This window comes from Erythrobacter sp. JB3-1 (genome assembly GCF_057364995.1).
This window is the reverse complement of the sequence record NZ_CP200289.1, coordinates 268,349-284,822: the sequence shown is the minus strand read 5'-3', so window position 1 is coordinate 284,822 and position 16,474 is coordinate 268,349. Positions and strand designations below refer to the sequence as shown.

Genomic DNA, 16,474 nt, shown 5'->3' with positions numbered 1-16,474 from the left:
GCCCAATCGTTGCGAAAAGGCTCAAATGCGTCACCCACGTTCAATTTCGTCGGCGGCGCGAGAGCCCAAATTGCGGTGCCGGACAGTGGGCGAAAAGCCTGCCTCGCGCAAGCCTTTGGCCATCTCTTCAGCGGTGAAAACTGAGCGGTGTCTCCCTCCGGTGCAACCAAAGGCGACGTGGACATAGGCTTTGCCCTGCGACTGATAGCGCGGCAGCAAGGTCAGCAAGAGATCGCGAATCTGCGTAAAGGCCTGGCCAAATGCGGGATCGCTGGCGACATGTTTGGCGACCGGTTCATCTTGCCCGGTCAGTTCGCGCAGTCCCTCTACCCAATGCGGATTGTCGAGGAAGCGCATGTCGAACACCAGATCGGCGAGCGGCGGCATTCCGCGGGCAAAGCCAAAGCTTGAGATGGTCAGCGTGGTCGGCTGCCCGGTTTCTTCGCGGAAAAGATCGCGCACGTGGTTTTGCAGTTGATTGCTGGCGAGCTCGCTGGTGTCGATCACGATATCGGCCCAGCGCCGCAGCGGATCGAGCAGTTCGCGTTCGGCCTTAATCCCTTCTTGCAAAGGGCGGCCTTGTGCCATTGGGTGACGGCGGCGGGTTTCGTTGTAACGCCGTTCCAACTCTCCGCTGGTGCAATCAATGAACATGAAGGTGATCGAGATATCCGGGCGTTTCGCCAGCTCTTTGACCAGCTCAATGATGTTGCCAGGCACAAATCCGCGTGTCCGCGAGTCGAATCCGATTGCCAATGGCGCGCCCTGTTGGTCGGGATTGGAAATGAGCCGCTTCAGCAGGCGAACCGGGAAGTTATCAATCGTTTCCCAGCCCATATCCTCCAGCACATCGAGCGTGGTTGATTTGCCCGCGCCGGATAGGCCCGTGACAAGCAGGATTTGCTGGCGTTGATCGCTGGATGGGCTGGGCTGGTTCATGCGCGAATAGATGCCTTTGCGTGTTCGACCCTTGGCCGCGTTCTTCGCGCTCGTCTTACCGGATTGCAAGCCCGCTGTGCTGTCCGTGGAGTTTTAGTGCCCACAGTGCGCGCTCTGCTGGCGCGATTGTGCCGGGCACAAAAGGCAGGGAGGGCACTGCGCAGCCGAGCAATTCGCGGGCGTCGGTGACCTCGCGATAGCGCGGTGCGTCATCGGCTAGGGTGAGGATCAGCGCGAGCGGTGCGCTAACCGTTGGAAGATCGACGATTCCCAGGCCTCTTATCTCCAGCTTGCCGGTGATGTTGGGCGGGGGTGAAGCGATGAGTTGCTCGCCCTCCCGGGTCAGCGTGATACCGTCGTCGCCGATCAGCTTCGCACCGCGTTCGATCAGGGCGAGAGCGAGTGAGGATTTTCCGCTGCCCGGCTCGCCTTCGATCAACAGTGCTTGCCCATTAATGGCGATCGCGCTGGCCTGGACAAGCAACGGTTCCATTTTGGTCAGACCGCCGCTGGAAGTTGCAGCCTAAGGCAGGCGCCACTTAGCCCGTCGGCTCGGCTTTCTGCCACAAGAGAGCCGTCATGCGCCTCAGCAATGGCGCGCGCGATGGCGAGTCCGAGGCCGGAGTGGTTGCCGAAATCTTCATTGTCCGGGCGGATCGAATGGAAGCGGGTGAACACTTTCTCGCGCGCGTCCTCTGGAATGCCGGGGCCTTCATCGCAGACGGTCAGCGCGACGCATTCCCCGTCGTTCTCAATCTCGACCAGGATCGGCGCCTTGGGAGGCGAGAACGACACGGCATTGTCGAGCAGGTTTTCGACCACCCGCTCCAAACGCGGGCCAACACCGATGACATTGGCGGCGAATCCGCGCGCCTTAAGAATGATCTCTCGGTTGCGATTTTCAGCACGGTCTTCGCGGCTGCCAATGATGGCCCGGACCAGATCGGACAGGTCGATCTCGCTCCAGCGTGGCGCGCGACATTTCAGAATCGATCCGGCTTGCGTCGGAAATCTCGGTGACGAGCCGGTCGATGCGGCGCACATCATGGGTCGCAATATCCGTGAGTTTCTTGCGCGTCTCTTCGTCTTCGACGCGCGGCAATGCTTCGATCGCACTGCGCAGGCTCGCTAGCGGGTTCTTAATCTCGTGCGCCACATCAGCGGCAAAGCTGTCGACCGCATCAATCCGGTGACGCAGCGCGCCCGTCATGTCGGAAACAGCTCGGGCGAGCAGACCGATCTCATCTCCGCGTTCCGGCAGACGAGGAACTTCGACTTCGCGTTCGCGGCCTTGGCGCACCCTCACTGCCGCTTTGGACAGTAAGCGCAGCGGGGTGACGATTGTACGGGCGAGGAACAGAGACAAAAGGAATGAGGCGAATAAGACGATCAGAACTGCAATCACCAAGGTCGACCGCGCCGCGCGCACCGCCTCTGTAATGTCGACCGCATTGCGCGTGGTCAGCAGGGTCGCGCCATTCAACCCGACAGGAGCGGCAGCGGTGATCACTGGGGTGCCATCACGCCAATCGTATAGGGTGATTTGGCTGATGCCCTGCTCGCGTGCCGCCACCAATTCTGGCCAATCATCGGCCTGATCCGATTCCTTCTCGACATAATCTGTGACCGGCTTGGCGCTGACGACGGTGTCGACTGCGCGGTCGAGCCAGCGGGCAAAGCGGAGGTTCCAATCATCATCGCTGATATCGTCAAATTCAAACGCTGGGCCGTCTTCGTCGAGCGCGAAGCTGTCGGCCCAAAGCAGCCCTTCTGCGTCGAACATGCGCATCCGCATCCGCTGCTCTTTGCCGATCTGCACCAGCAGCGCTTCTTGGCGCTCGCGGGTGACGCCGGCCAGAGCTTCTGCCGCAATCTGAGCCTCGATCCGGGCAAGCTTAAAACGCTCATCAAGCGGCTGTGTGCGGTAGCTGTCGATGTAGAACAGCCCGCCGCCCAAGAACAGCAGCGGCAAGAGGTTCACGATGAGTATGCGCGCGGTGAGCGAAAATCGCCCCGTTAGACTGAGGCGTTCCACTCCTTGATCAAGCGTTGGAGCATCATCTTCAACCATCAGTGAAGCTGTAGCCTGCCCCGTAGAGCGTATCGATCGCACCGAATTGCGGATCGACGACGCGGAATTTGCGCCGCATGCGCTTGATGTGGCTGTCCACAGTGCGGTCATCGACGAAAATATCGTCTGGATAGGCCGCATCCATCAATTGGTTGCGGCTTTTGATCACGCCGGGACGCGCAGCCAGCGCTTCCAAGATAAGGAACTCTGTTACCGTCAGACTGACCGGCTTTTCATCCCAAGTCACATGATGGCGCGCGGGGTCCATATACAGCCGCCCGGTCGAAATGCTGGGATTGACTGGCTCAATTTCTTGGGTCTCAATCCCTATGGCTTTGCTCGGGTCAGCACGGCGCAGAATCGCGCGAATACGGGCGATTAGCAGGCGTAGGCTGAACGGCTTGGCGATGTAATCATCCGCGCCCAATTCCAGCCCCACTTCTTCGTCCAGCTCATCGTCTTTGGAGGTGAGAAAGATAACTGGCAGCGCGGTGTGCTCGCGCACTTTGCTGAGCAATTCCAGGCCGTCCATCTTCGGCATTTTGATGTCGAACACGGCGAGATCAGGGGGATTGTCGAGCAGCGCCTTAAGCGCCGTTTCGCCGTCGGAATAGAGCCGGGTCACGAACCCTTCCGCCTGCAACGCGATCGAAACGGTGGTGAGGATATTGCGATCATCATCGACCAGCGCGATAGTCACTTCATCGCCTTTGGCAGGCTCTGCCTTGGTCATGATATCGCTGGTGCTATCGCTCATTCGTTATGTCTCCCAGCCATTTAGTTTGCGTTTGGTTAGGGTGCCTGCGCGGTGCGGCGCTCGCGCCATGAATAGCCGCATCAAGCGCCATAAACAACGCAGGCGTTTAGAGCGCAAGCGCAGCTTGCAAAGATGACAGTAGATATTGCGCTTGCCGCGTTTGACGGGGCTGCTGCGCGCATCTATGCACACGTATGCATAAACGGACCAGCGCAGGCCACTGACGCACCGCAAGGCATTCCAAAGCGGTCGCCGGGGAAGCAATGTTTCCGGTTTCATAAATTGCACAACCATAATGGTTCAGGAGAAATGCGTTGACCCCGCTTGCCCACCCTTTGTCATCACAGGGTATTGAAACCTCAGCTGAAATTCACCCCAACCTCGGCACACCAGAGCTTGTCGAAGCATCGATTTCCAGCGGCGAAGGCGCTCTGTCGAAGGACGGCGCATTGGTCGTGAAAACCGGCGCGCACACCGGGCGCAGCGCGAAAGACAAGTTCATCGTGCGCGATTCTTTTACTGAGGACACCGTGTGGTGGGGTACGGTCAATGCCTCTATGACGCCGGAGCATTTTGCTGCGCTCAAACAGGATTTCCTCGCTGCCCTTGGCGAGAAAGAAACTCTCTATGTCGCGGATTTGTTTGGCGGATCGCAGGCAGAGCACCGCGTCAACGTGCGCGTGATCAACGAGCTAGCCTGGCACAATCTGTTTATCCGCACTCTGCTGGTCCGTCCTAACACTGACGAGCTGGCCGATTTCGCGCCTGAATACACCATCATCGATCTGCCCAGTTTCCGGGCCGACCCGGCGCGTCACGGCACGCGCAGTGAGACGGTGATTGCGGTCAATCTGTCTGAAAAGCTTATCCTGATCGGGGGCACGAAATATGCCGGCGAGATGAAGAAGAGTGTCTTTGGCATTCTCAACTATCTGTTGCCGACCAAAGGCGTGATGCCGATGCACTGCTCGGCTAATATCGGGCCGGACAACAAGACGGCGGTGTTTTTCGGCCTATCCGGCACCGGCAAGACCACGCTCAGCGCGGACGCTTCGCGCACGCTTATCGGCGATGATGAGCATGGCTGGTCTGACACGGCGGTCTTCAATTTTGAAGGTGGCTGCTATGCGAAGATGATCCGCCTGTCTGAAGAGGCTGAGCCGGAAATCTATGCGACCACTAAGCGCTTCGGCACAGTGCTTGAAAACGTGGTGATGGACGAACACACCCGCACGCTCGACTTTGACGATAACTCGCTGGCTGAGAACACGCGCGGGGCCTATCCGATTGATTTCATCCCGAACACCAGCGCCGATAACCTTGGCCCAGTGCCCAGCAATGTCGTGATGCTGACAGCCGATGCGTTCGGCGTGCTGCCTCCGATTGCGCGGCTGACACCCGAACAGGCGATGTATCACTTCCTGTCGGGCTACACGGCGAAAGTTGCTGGCACAGAGATCGGCGTGACCGAGCCAGAGGCAACCTTCAGCACTTGTTTTGGCGCACCGTTTATGCCGCGTCACCCGAGCGTTTATGGCAATCTGCTGAAAGAACGCATCGCCAAGGGCGGCGTGCAATGCTGGCTACTCAACACCGGTTGGACCGGCGGCAAATATGGCGTCGGCAACCGGATGCCGATCAAGGCCACACGCGCGCTGCTCAACGCGGCGCTCAACGGTGATCTCGACAATGTCGAATATCGCCGCGACGACAATTTCGGCTTTGATGTGCCGGTCCACGTACCAGTGCTGGCCAAGGCGGGGATCGATCAAGCGATCCTTAACCCGCGTGAGACCTGGGCTGACAAACGCGAATATGATGCGACGGCGCACAAGCTGGTGCGGCTGTTCATCGACAATTTCGCGGAATTCGAAGCGCATGTTGATGAAGGCGTGAGGCAGGCCGCACCGGATGCACCGGTCGCCGCGTAACACAATTTTACAGTTGGAGAAGAAGGCCCCGCCCGGCGAGACAGCCGGAGCGGGGCCTTTTCATTTGCGGCCATTGCGCGCAGACTAAGGCAATCAAGAATCATTAGAAGGGATCAATAATATGAGCATTCTCGACAGCATCATGCAGCAAGTTTCAGGCTCACCAGACACGGTTGCGAGCCTCGCTGAAAAGGTTGGAATTGATCCTGCTATGGCTGAGAAAGCTGTTGCCGCTCTGGGTCAGTCGCACCCAGAAGAGGGCGATACGGTGGAACTCGCCGCAGAGAAGACCGGCATCGACAGCGGCATGCTCGGCTCGATCATGGAGCAAATGGGCGGTGAAGGCGCATTGGGCGATTTGTCCTCCAAATTGCAGGGCGGCGAAGGCGGCCTCGCAGGGCTCGCCTCAATGCTTGACCGTGATGGCGACGGTAACCCGATCAATGACGTGATGGGCATGGCCAAAGGCCTGTTCGGCAAGAAGTAATCACGGCACTTGAGCTAGGGGACGGACATGAGTTTAGGCCAAATTTTGCAGCAAACTGGTGCGATTTCATCGATGGCGCGCGAGCTGGGCATTGATGAGAGCACGGCCAAGACAGCCGCTGGCGCTTTGCTCCCGGCGATTGTCGCCGGGATGGGGCGCAGCGCAACCGGCGGGACGTCCACCCCTGACTCAATGGGCGGACTAGGCGGATTGGCTGGCGCTATTTTGGGCGGCGGCTCTGGCGGCGGCGGTGGTTTGGGAGGCGGCCTGCTTGATGCGGTGCTGGGCACTCAGGCGACGCCGGTCAATCAAGGCAATGATATCCTTGGCGACATCTTTGGCAGCAAGGAAGTGAGCCGTTCGGTTGCAGGTGAAGTCGCCTCGATGACCGGAATTGACGAGGGCATTTTGAAGAAGATGCTGCCTATCCTCGCCATGGCCGCTGCTGGCTATATGGCGAAACAAGCAACCGGCGGCGGCGCTGCCCCGGCTGACGGATCATCAGGTGGCGGAGCGTTGGGAGGCATCCTGGGCTCGATCGTGACTGGCATGATGAACCGCTAACTTAAGGCTTATGATGGAGCAGGGGGGCTTACTCGTCTGCTCCACTATCACTATCATCATCACCCGGTACCGCTGGAACGCTGACCTGAGCAACGGGCGCGGTTACCGCTAAATCGCGGCTGGTGATCACTGTGCCTTCCTCGGTTTTGTCGAGCAGTGCGATGATGTTCTTCACGCGCTCTGCCCGATTGCCGCCGTGCGGATCGCTGGCGATCGGCTGCAGCGAGCTTTTTGCGATCGCGATCTTGCCTTCCTGCATTTGCATCATAGCAGCCTGCATCCACAGCCCCTTGTCGAATGGCGCGAGCTCAGCCGCGCGTTCCAGCGCGTGTTTGGCGTTTTCAGGTGGTTCAACGCCGCGCTGAGCATAGCTGCGATAATAGTAGATTAGTGGCAGCGGGTGATCATTTTCAATTCTATTGAGTTGCGAAAATGGCTTCATCGCCAGATCAATGGCGGCCTTCTCGTCTTCTGCATCACGCGCCATGCGGAACAGAGCATAGCCCTTTTGCACATAGGGATTGGTGCGCGCTGGATCGATCGCAATGGCTGCATCCGCAGCAACGATGGCTTCGGCATCATTGCCCGCGTCGTACTCTGCCTCTGCAAGAGCAGAGAGGACGCCAGCATCAGCAGGGTATTTTGCTGCAATCTTTCGTGCGTCAATCAGCACTTCTGCGGCTGTCTCTTCGTCGACGCCGCGCTGTGATCGGATGCGAATTGGCATCATTTCCGCTTCACCCTTAGGCAGCTTGCGCAGCGTGACTTCGCCGATTGGGAGCCTTTCTGGTGCGAGGCCAAGGCCGGGCATGCGCTTTCGCAGATAAGATCTCAGTTCTTTTTCGAGCTGATCCAAATCACCAAAGGCCTTTTTGCCCGCCTCGAGAGAGGATAGCCCAGAGAGAACTTCTGCTTGGTATTTGCTGAGCTGACCTTGCCGGTCTTCGTTGAACGTAAGGTAATGGTAGAGTAGCCAGCTCGCGTCCGTAGAATGCGTCATAGCCTTTGCCGCGATTGCTCTCGTAAAGTTCATGATCAAGTAGTTCATAAATGCTGACATCAGCGGAGTTGAACAGTTCATTGGCGCGGTGCTGTGCCGGAAGCCCAATTTGAATGCCGCCTTTACTTGGAAACGATGCTGATGCGAAAAATTCGGCCGCACCTTCACTGAGCCAGCGCGGCATTCCGAAGCGTGATTGTGAGATTAGGAAATGGTGCGCGTATTCGTGAAGCAGGATGATCGTCGAGAAGTCCGGATAGCCACTTTTATGGCGGATATCCTGCACAAATGCCCGGCTTGCTCCTGCTCTTGGGCGATAGAATCCCGCGACATAGCGGCTCTTTTTACCTGATAGCTTGCGCACGTCTCTTTGACTTCCAACGACGAAGATCACCACTCTGTTGGAAGGGCTGGGTTTTTCCACCTTACGTCCAGTGAGCAATTCCATCGCCGCATGAAAACGCTCAAGATTTTGCGCATAGCGGCGAATGTCTTTCTCGCTGTCATCGGCGTAAATCACGAAATGGTCGCTTGATGCTTCGTACCAGTCAGCCCTTGCTGGCACAGAGCCCAGAAATGCGAATGTCAGTAAAAGAGATGCGAATAGACGCGCGAATACCATCGTGATTGCCCCGTTAGTGCGACCGAGCACTTTAGAAGTGCTCGTGGTCAAAGCATAACGGGATTCATTTGGGTTTCTAGGGGCTTTGTTTAGCTTTCTAACCCGTCAAGACAGTTCCAGATCTGCGAGACGACGCCCACCGCACCGCCGCTTTGCAGATCACTGCCCATCGGTGATTTCCTCGACCGGGTGCCTCAGGATGATGTCTGATAGGAACAACCGCGCGCTTTCCTTGGCGGCGAGTTGCTGCATCGGGCCAAAATACCACGCCGGATCGAGCAGCCGGTCATAGCGAATGGTCAGAGCCACACGCGTGCCGCCATCCGCTTTTGGCGTGAAGCGAACATCGGTGCCGTCGATATCCATGTAATTGCCAAGATAGCTGTCGTTGCGCGTGATTTTTGTGCGGACGTGATCGGTGCTGACTTTGTCGATACGAACATGCATTTCGCCTTGGTGGGTGTTGGTGAACACCCAGCGTTTGTAGGTGAAATGCAGAGTGTGCATATCGCCGGGCGCTAGGCTACCCGCTTGAATGCTGTCGGGCATGGGGAACAGTTCCAGGAACCAGTGCCGGTCGCTTTCGAAACTGATCGGCTGAGCCATATTGGCTTGCAATTCGGCCACGCTGAGCGGGGTGTCCGCAACCAAAGTGGCGGTCGCGGGACGCGGTACCGTGGTTGCCGAAAACAGTCCCTCCGTCACCAGCATTAGGACCAGCACCGGAATGGCCGCGACCTTGAACGTGTTGGTCAGATCGCTACTGCCTTTGTCATCCAGGCTTTTGTCTCTCGCCAGCCAAGAGAAGAAAAAGCCAATCGTTGCAAAGCCATAGTAGATCGGCATGAACATCAGGACGCAGATGAAGCCTTCAAACAGCAACACCGAGGTTGCTAGAAAAACGATCGTCATAATCCGCATATGGTTGAGATAGCGGTAGCGATATCGGGTGCTCTCGCTCGATTTGGTGAGGAATGCGAGCGCAACTGATATGACGAACGGGATCAGAATGTAGACTAGGGTCGTGGTGCCAAACTGGCTATCCAGCAGAAAGCGCAAGGTCAGAGTCGAGACCCCGATTACCACTAGCAGAACCTTCCAGGAAATCCCCATTCGGTGCCTCTCTAGCCGCGCGCTCCCGCAATATAGCGATCGACGTTTTTGGCGACCACGTCGAGCGGCGCATTGCCGCCCAGGATGACTGCTGTGTTGAACGCTTTGAAGTCATAGGACTCGCCCAGCTCAGCCTCCGCCCGCGCGCGTTGGCGCACGATTTCGCTGTGTCCGATCTTGTAGCTGCAGGCTTGACCCGGCCAGCCGCAATAGCGGTCTACTTCGCCCACGACCTCTTCAAACTTGCTGCCATTGCGTTCCACAAAGAACTGGCGCGCCTGATCGCGGCTCCAGCGTTTGGAGTGCAGGCCGGTGTCGACCACCAGGCGGCAGGCGCGGAAGGCGAGGCTTTGCAGATAGCCAAGCCGCCCGACCTTAAAGTCGTCATAGGCGCCAAGTTCATCGGCGAGCTGCTCACCATAGAGCGCCCAGCCTTCGCTGAATGCGCCGAACGCTAGGATCGAGCGGATCAGCGGCAGGCGGTTGGAATATTCGCCTTCCCATACGTGGCCCGGGATTGCTTCGTGATAGGTCAGGTCGGCAAGGTCAAATTTGCGGTGCAAATCGGTGGTGCGCAGATTGATCCAGAACCGGCCCGGGATGCTGCCATCCTTGCTGCCCGCGCCGCCATAGGCGCCGGGTGCGCCGGGCTCTTCATTGATGGGGATCCGGCGGACCTCCATATTGGGATCGACCAGCTCGTTAAAGGCGCGCGGCATTTGCGCTTTGATCCATTCGATGCGTTCATCGATGAAGGCGAAGATTTCTTCGCGGCCCGGATCGCCCTCGGCAAATTTGTAGCGCGGGTCTTGGCTCAGCGCCTGCATGCGCTCGCCCACGGTGCCTTGAGTGAAGCCGATTTCTTTTAGGATCGGGTCCATCTCGCCTTGCAGTTCGGCGAGTTCTTCCAGCCCCTGCTCGTGGATTTCATCGGGCGAGAGCGAGGTCGTGGTGGAGGCGCTGGTGGCCCAGGCGTAATATTCCTCGCCCTGCGGCTGGCTCCACATGCCGGGGTCGCTATCGGCCTCGGCGCGCTGGATTTTGAGCTCTTCCAGCTGGCGTTCGAGCGCGGCGGCGATGTCGCCGGTGACAATGGCTTTGGCACTGTCCACCGCGTCGGCGGGCAGGCTGGCCTTCTCAAGATTGGCGGCCAGATCGCCGGTGTATGCGGTGCCATCGACCGCTGCGGCGAGGCTCGATTCCATCTGCCCAATGGCTTTCTCGAGCAAGAAGTCTGGTGGCACCACGCCCATGGCACGGGCCTCTTGCATGCGCTCAATCTCACCGTCCAGAACCGCCGGGATTTCACCGAGGCGACTGAGGTAATATTCGACGTCTTGCTCATTGCTCAGCGGCTGGCTGGAGCCCATCGCGCGCGGCATATCGATATAGGCGCCGACGTTCTGGATCACGACGTAAGGCGCGTTGCGCCAACTGCCGACAGCGACATCGCCGTAAGGTAGGGCGAAGCCTTCGAGCGCCTTGGCGAAAGCGCTTTCGACCACCTCGAAACTGGTGAGCTGATCAGGCGTCAGACCGTCCTTGGGATAGTCCCGCGCGCCTTCGCGTAGCCGCGCCAACGTGGCGGCATAGTCAGCGCGGCCTTGCAGGCCTGGCGTGCCAAATGTGCCGCGCCATGCTGCGTAATCACCGGTGTCCACGCCAAGCCCGGTTGCCCGGCCAGGCTCATGGGCGAGCATCTCGTAGCCGATTTTCTCCAGCGCTGCGTCAGGCTCCAGCGCGGCAAACTCGCCGCCGCCTGCCGCGCCAATGCCCAGCTGTTTGCACGCTGGCAGCAGCGCCAATGCAGAAACGCCGCCAAGCCCGCTAAGGGCCTGACGGCGCGTGATGTTCATGTTTGAATGGGTCATGCAGGCGGTGTTACCGCGCGGCAGGCCGCTGTCAATCTGAACAATGGGTCAATCAGTCGAGAAATTCAGCCGGCACAGTGCCGCCGTTTTTCGCGAGCTCCTGCATGGTTTTCTTATGCAGCCAGATGTTTTCCTCAGCCGTGCCGGAATAGTCGGTATCGCCGAGCTCGCCGGCCAATTCCTTGCGGTTGCCAAAGCTGGGGTCGACGCCGATCAGCTTCATCAGGTCGACGATCGAAGTGCGCCAATTGAGCTTGTCCGCGCCGTCCATCGCGTCGAGCTTTGCCGCGACATCAACTTCGCTGATGCCTGCAGGCTTCGCATTGGCCGCGGCGGCGACCGCTGCGGCTGCTCCGGCGGCGGCACCAGCTACGGCGGCTGGTGATTTTTTCTCATCTTCGTCCTTGCCGAAGATTGCGCCTTTGATTGAACTGAAAATACCCATTTTGTCCTCCTATTATGTTTATGCGGGGTTGGACATGGAAGATTCCAACTGTGCGACAATTGCACTATGCCGCGAACTACAACCAGAGGCAATCGAACATGAACCTTGTGCTTTCCATTGTAATGCTGGCCGCGTTCGCCCTGATCATCGGGGCGGTGTTCCTATGGCGGCGGACGGGCGCGATTAAGCAGCCAGCGCTGATGGTGCTGCTGGCGGCGATTGCGATTGGCAATGTGCTGATCTGGACGCTACCCGATGCGAGCGGCAATTCGCCGATCGATCAGGTGGAGGCTGCCGGAGCGGAGGCGTCAGATAGCTAAACGTGCCGAGCCACCCCGCGCCCTCCACCCTTCCACCCGGATGATCTCCCGGTAGGCTCCGGGTGGAAGGGTGGAGCGCGCGGGGTGGTCTAAGTCCTCAGCAGAGATACCTCAATTCGGCAATTGCCAGTTGATTGAGCTGGTGTAGATCCCGGCTGTCGGCGCGCCGCTTGCATCCATCGCAGGGTCAAACCGGGCGCGTTTGGCGATCAGCGAGCAGGTCGCCGTGTCGAGCGCGCTGTACCCAGTGGACCGCGTGATCGAGCAATTGGTGACCCGGCCAGATGCGCTCACCTCAAGGCTGAAACTCGCTTTGCCGGAATAGCCGCGGCGGATCCAGGACGAGCGGTAGTCATTATCTGTAACCCAGCGCGAGGCGTCATTGGCAGGCTTCACCGCAATCGGATCGAAGGTCGGCATACTAGGCGTGACCCCGCCTAAGCCATCGCTAATGTCCGTTCCCGGGATCGGGCCGAGGTTGATGTCACCGCCAACTGGGGGCAGCTCATCCGTAGTGCTCGTGAACGTCGGCTCGGTCGGAAAGGTGGTTGGTGTCGGCGGGATATAGATGTCTGGCAACTTCTCACTTGTTTTGGGCGTGCTGTCCGGTTCTGGGGTTTTCTCGGTCGGTGGCGGCGGATCGCTGTAATCTGTCGTCGGCATGGGGCCGGTCCAGATTTCCTGCGCGTGCTCTTTCACCGCCAGCCCGATGACCAGTAGACCAGCGAAAGCGGCGGGAATGCCGATTGCCCCAAGTATTGCGACCGGTTGGCCCGTTTGTTTTTGTGTGACGTAACTCATTATAAGGCTCCTCTCTTCAAGGAGCGGTCACCTTGAGCGTTTGCTCGCACATAGGCGCCGCTCAAGAGTCATGTTACAACATTACATTTACATGACAAGAACTTTCGAGTTGCGTTTCAGGACTTTATTGTTTGCGCACGCCATCCGGCGCGCGATTTCCTCGCTCACACGACCTAAAGGTTGCGTCGCTGCGGGCGCGCGGTCGCGCTTGCGGTCGGCGGAAGCGCCGACCGTGCTCCGCGTCTCAACAGGCTAGTTTTTGCAAAGGCTCTTGATGCTGGCCGGGAATGGTTCGGCGAGCGATCAGCGAGCCGCAAGCCCGCACGGGCATCGCGCCTTATGGCGCGGAAGCCAAGCGACGCGGATGCGTCGCGCCCGGCGTTTGAGGGCGTAACAAAAAACATCGAGGAAATTGCAGTACGGATGTGCTGTGGAAAAAAATGGTCAAGTGTGCAGAATTCAATCAAGTTGATCCATCTGTCAGAGCAGCGCTGAGTTCGCATCTTCCACTGCGACCGCTCTCGCTCCTTCCGCAGCCGAAAGCAGACTTTCTGTTCCCGACCTATTTGCCGCATTTAGACTTGCGCCAATCGAGCAAATTGCCATTGAGAAGATCGTGTCCATTCAACAGATCATAAAATCCAAGCCTGAGCAGTTAGGCCCACTCCCGATTAGGCGAATATTGCCATCGCAAGAGCGCATGATGGTGGGGCCATTCATTCTGATGGATCAGGCTGGACCGTTGAATGTCCCTAATGTGCCGGGTGGCGGCGTGCCCGAACATCCCCATGCTGGGCTTTCCACCTTCACCTATTTGATACAGGGCTCAGCTCTGCATCGTGACAGCGCTGGAAACACTGCGCGAATAAAGGCAGGCGACATTGCGCTGATGACTGCCGGATGCGGCATCACACACGAAGAGTTGGCTGACCCTGAAAACGCGTCGGCCACACGCAATATCTACTTCGCGCAAATGTGGCTCGCCCTTCCTGACGACAAGGAGGATATGGACCCATCGTTTGAGCATTATTCAGCAAGTGAATTACCAACGATCGAACGCAGCGGAGCAAGGGTCAAACTGCTCATGGGCGAAGGTTGGGGGGCAGCGGCACCGACGACCTGTTTCGTTGAGACGATTTTTGCCGAGCTTAACTTGGGAGCTGGTGCTTCACTGGCCATCGAAAACACATGCGAAGAACGCGCTATCATGCTGCTGGAAGGCGACGCTGCACTTGGCGATGATACAATCAATCTACATGATCTATGCATGATGGAGGCTGGCAATGAGCCGATCTTAACCAGCAAAAGCGAATGCCGTGCGCTTCTTCTCGGCGGCGCAAAATTTCCATCGCACCGGCACATCGCAGGAAGTTTTGTCGCGTCATCACCGCAGAAGATTATGAATTGGATGCAAGCTTATAGGACGGGTGATTTCCCATCGATTGCACATTGAGCCGCGTGCCTAGGCGGCAAGCAAAATTTGTTTCCGGTTGGCGAACTGCTACGGCTGACGATTGGGCATGCTGAGGTCAGCTTCCACCCCACACTTGTGGTCATTTTGTGGCTCCGACGAGCCATCTGAAACCAGACACGTGAGTCAACTTGGCTGGATTCAATAAGTGTTCCGCAGGATTACTTAATCGGACAATCCGGCGACAGGCGGAAATCGAGATAATTGTCGACCGAGGCCATCAGATCATCGGTTTCATTCTCAAAGAAGTGGTTGGCACGCGGGATCTCTTCGTGGTGGATCGTGATGTGCTTTTGCGTGCGCAGCTTATCGACCAGCTTCTGCACCGCGCTTGGCTGAACCACCGTATCGGCGGCGCCTTGCACAAAGATGCCGCTGGCCGGGCATGGGGCCAGGAACGAAAAGTCATACATATTCGCTGGCGGCGCGACAGAGATAAACCCGCGAACCTCTGGACGGCGCATCAGCAATTGCATGCCGATCAGCGCGCCAAAGGAATAGCCCGCAACCCAGGTCGTCTGCGCCTCTGGGTGGATTGATTGCACCCAATCGAGCGCGCTCGCCGCATCGGACAATTCGCCAATGCCGCTGTCAAAGCTGCCCTGGCTGCGGCCGACGCCGCGAAAGTTAAAACGCAGGGTCGCAAAGCCGCGGTCCACGAAGGTCTTGTACATCCGCTGCACAATCCGGTCGTTCATGGTGCCGCCGCCCTCGGGGTGCGGATGAAGGATCATCGCAACAGGAGCGCGCGGACGCGGTGGCGGGGAAAAACGACCTTCGAGACGGCCTTCTGGACCGGGAAAGATGACTGATGGCATCGGAAACCTTGTGAAATAATATGTGCGCGTATCACCGGCTGGTGCATGCGAAGACGCGGCCTATATAGGAAAAGATGCAAGAATCGCAATTTTTTGTGAGGGGTTCTCATTAAGACACGCATTTATCTCGATCATGCGGCCACGACGCCGCTGAGGCCAGAGGCGCGCGCAGCGATGGAAGAGGGGTTTGCGATTTGGGCAAATCCATCCTCTCCGCATGGCGAAGGTCGCAAGGCGAAGGCCGCGCTGGAGGATGCGCGGGCACGGATTAAACGTGCGCTTGGTTGGGACGGAGAGCTAATCTTCACCAGCGGCGCGAGCGAGGCGGCGGAATTGGCTTTCACTCATACAAATGTGATGGAAGAATTTGTGAGCGCCGTTGAGCACGATGCGATCCATTGCTTCACCGAATACGAAGCGGCTGAAGTGCTGCCGATCACTGCCGATGGCTCGGTAGATCTCGCCACGCTTGGTCGCCGACCCGGCCTTTCGGATGCAGAGAAAGAGGCCAGAGAGAAGCGGTTTTTGATCGCTGTGCAGCAGGTAAATTCTGAGACGGGCAGCATTCAAGATATTGCCTCAATCACCTCTCTGATCCGCCAGAACTCCGATTTATTGCTTGTAGATTGCGCACAATCTGCGGGCAAGATCGCCGTGCCAGATTGCGATATGGCGATCATCTCGGCGCATAAGTTTGGGGGGCCGATTGGAATAGGTGCGCTGTTGGTCAGAGACTACGGGATGCTTCGGCCGAGAGGCGGCCATGAAAGAGGGTATCGGCGCGGCACCGAAAACGTGCCCGGTGCGCTGGGCATGGCGGCGGCTTTGGAAGCAGGCGATTGGCAGACGACTACGGCGCAGCGGCGGAGCTTTGCAGAGCGGCTGGGCGAGGGCGTGCTGACGATTGGCGACCAAGCGGATTACATTTTCGCCGTGACCCATCCCAGCATGAGCGCGCAGGCCCTTCTCATTCGGCTCGATGCCATGGGCTTTGCGGTGTCTGCGGGCAGCGCGTGTTCCTCTGGCACGCTCAAGAAAAGCCGCGTGCTCGATGCGTTTGGTGTTTCCGATGAAGTCGCTGCGCGTACTATTCGGGTCAGCCTGGGGTGGAGCACGACACCGGAAGAGCTTGATGCGTTCGCGCAGGCTTGGAGCAGCCTTGCCTAATGAAACCCGCCTGTGCTGAGCTTGTCGAAGCACTGCATTTTTTCTGGTTCGATGGACGAAAAACAAGAACAGCCCTTCGACAAGCTCAGGGCAAACG

The 16,474-nt window shown here is 58.2% G+C and carries 15 protein-coding genes and 1 pseudogene; 6 read left to right on the top strand and 10 right to left on the bottom strand.

All coding sequences use genetic code 11. The features are described 5' to 3' along the window. Positions 1 to 30: 30 nt before the first annotated feature. The 4 genes and pseudogenes from rapZ to AC0V6M_RS01415 form a co-directional block, all read right to left on the bottom strand. Entirely contained in the window at positions 31 to 939 is a 909-nt protein-coding gene (gene rapZ / locus AC0V6M_RS01430; protein WP_486137085.1) for an RNase adapter RapZ, read from the bottom strand. Positions 940 to 994: 55 nt separating this feature from the next. After that, positions 995 to 1,432, bottom strand: a complete 438-nt coding sequence (locus AC0V6M_RS01425) for an HPr kinase/phosphorylase (protein ID WP_486137083.1) — start codon at positions 1,430 to 1,432, stop codon at positions 995 to 997. Positions 1,433 to 1,437: 5 nt separating this feature from the next. Then, positions 1,438 to 3,010 (bottom strand): annotated as a pseudogene (locus tag AC0V6M_RS01420) (sensor histidine kinase). Beyond that, positions 3,003 to 3,767, bottom strand: coding sequence for a response regulator (locus tag AC0V6M_RS01415; RefSeq protein ID WP_486137082.1), 765 nt, complete (start codon positions 3,765 to 3,767; stop codon positions 3,003 to 3,005). The pseudogene AC0V6M_RS01420 and the gene AC0V6M_RS01415 overlap by 8 nt, the downstream one beginning before the upstream one ends. 314 nt (positions 3,768 to 4,081) lie before the next feature. Here AC0V6M_RS01415 and AC0V6M_RS01410 point away from each other — a divergent pair, with 314 nt between their 5' ends. The 3 genes from AC0V6M_RS01410 to AC0V6M_RS01400 all read left to right on the top strand — a co-directional run bounded on the left by AC0V6M_RS01410 (position 4,082) and on the right by AC0V6M_RS01400 (position 6,749). Continuing rightward, entirely contained in the window at positions 4,082 to 5,698 is a 1,617-nt protein-coding gene (locus AC0V6M_RS01410) for a phosphoenolpyruvate carboxykinase (protein WP_486137081.1), read from the top strand. 121 nt (positions 5,699 to 5,819) lie between these two features. After that, positions 5,820 to 6,185 carry a hypothetical protein gene (locus AC0V6M_RS01405; protein ID WP_472644561.1) on the top strand — a complete coding sequence of 122 codons (366 nt, stop codon included), beginning with the start codon at positions 5,820 to 5,822 and terminating at the stop codon, positions 6,183 to 6,185. Between the two features lie 27 nt (positions 6,186 to 6,212). Next, positions 6,213 to 6,749, top strand: a complete 537-nt coding sequence (locus AC0V6M_RS01400; protein ID WP_486137080.1) for a DUF937 domain-containing protein — start codon at positions 6,213 to 6,215, stop codon at positions 6,747 to 6,749. 28 nt (positions 6,750 to 6,777) lie between these two features. Here AC0V6M_RS01400 and AC0V6M_RS01395 read toward each other — a convergent pair whose 3' ends face one another. The 4 genes from AC0V6M_RS01395 to AC0V6M_RS01380 all read right to left on the bottom strand — a co-directional run bounded on the left by AC0V6M_RS01395 (position 6,778) and on the right by AC0V6M_RS01380 (position 11,800). Beyond that, positions 6,778 to 7,749, bottom strand: coding sequence for a hypothetical protein (locus AC0V6M_RS01395; RefSeq protein ID WP_486137079.1), 972 nt, complete (start codon positions 7,747 to 7,749; stop codon positions 6,778 to 6,780). A gap of 781 nt (positions 7,750 to 8,530) precedes the next feature. Then, positions 8,531 to 9,484, bottom strand: a complete 954-nt coding sequence (locus AC0V6M_RS01390; RefSeq protein ID WP_486137078.1) for a hypothetical protein — start codon at positions 9,482 to 9,484, stop codon at positions 8,531 to 8,533. Positions 9,485 to 9,495: 11 nt separating this feature from the next. Then, the gene (locus AC0V6M_RS01385) at positions 9,496 to 11,355 is read right to left on the bottom strand and encodes a DUF885 domain-containing protein (RefSeq protein ID WP_486137077.1); all 1,860 of its coding nucleotides are present in this window, start codon (positions 11,353 to 11,355) and stop codon (positions 9,496 to 9,498) included. Between the two features lie 52 nt (positions 11,356 to 11,407). Next, positions 11,408 to 11,800, bottom strand: coding sequence for a DUF3597 domain-containing protein (locus tag AC0V6M_RS01380; RefSeq protein WP_486137076.1), 393 nt, complete (start codon positions 11,798 to 11,800; stop codon positions 11,408 to 11,410). Between the two features lie 98 nt (positions 11,801 to 11,898). On the opposite strand from AC0V6M_RS01380, the gene AC0V6M_RS01375 reads away from it, so the two are divergent. Next, the gene (locus tag AC0V6M_RS01375) at positions 11,899 to 12,120 is read left to right on the top strand and encodes a hypothetical protein (RefSeq protein ID WP_486137075.1); all 222 of its coding nucleotides are present in this window, start codon (positions 11,899 to 11,901) and stop codon (positions 12,118 to 12,120) included. Positions 12,121 to 12,231: 111 nt separating this feature from the next. Here the strand turns inward: AC0V6M_RS01375 and AC0V6M_RS01370 are convergent, their stop codons facing one another. Then, entirely contained in the window at positions 12,232 to 12,921 is a 690-nt protein-coding gene (locus tag AC0V6M_RS01370; protein WP_486137074.1) for an energy transducer TonB, read from the bottom strand. A gap of 616 nt (positions 12,922 to 13,537) precedes the next feature. Between AC0V6M_RS01370 and AC0V6M_RS01365 the strand changes: the two genes are divergently transcribed. Continuing rightward, positions 13,538 to 14,374: a pirin family protein gene (locus AC0V6M_RS01365; protein WP_486137073.1), complete on the top strand. Its 837-nt coding sequence runs from the start codon at positions 13,538 to 13,540 to the stop codon at positions 14,372 to 14,374. 179 nt (positions 14,375 to 14,553) lie between these two features. On the opposite strand, the gene AC0V6M_RS01360 is transcribed toward AC0V6M_RS01365, so the two are convergent. Then, complete coding sequence (locus tag AC0V6M_RS01360) at positions 14,554 to 15,210, bottom strand: alpha/beta hydrolase (protein WP_472644576.1); 657 nt, start codon at positions 15,208 to 15,210, stop codon at positions 14,554 to 14,556. 120 nt (positions 15,211 to 15,330) lie between these two features. On the opposite strand from AC0V6M_RS01360, the gene AC0V6M_RS01355 reads away from it, so the two are divergent. Then, positions 15,331 to 16,377 (top strand): cysteine desulfurase family protein, encoded by a 1,047-nt coding sequence (locus AC0V6M_RS01355; protein ID WP_486139550.1) that lies wholly within the window; start codon positions 15,331 to 15,333, stop codon positions 16,375 to 16,377. The last annotated feature ends 97 nt before the right edge of the window (positions 16,378 to 16,474 follow it).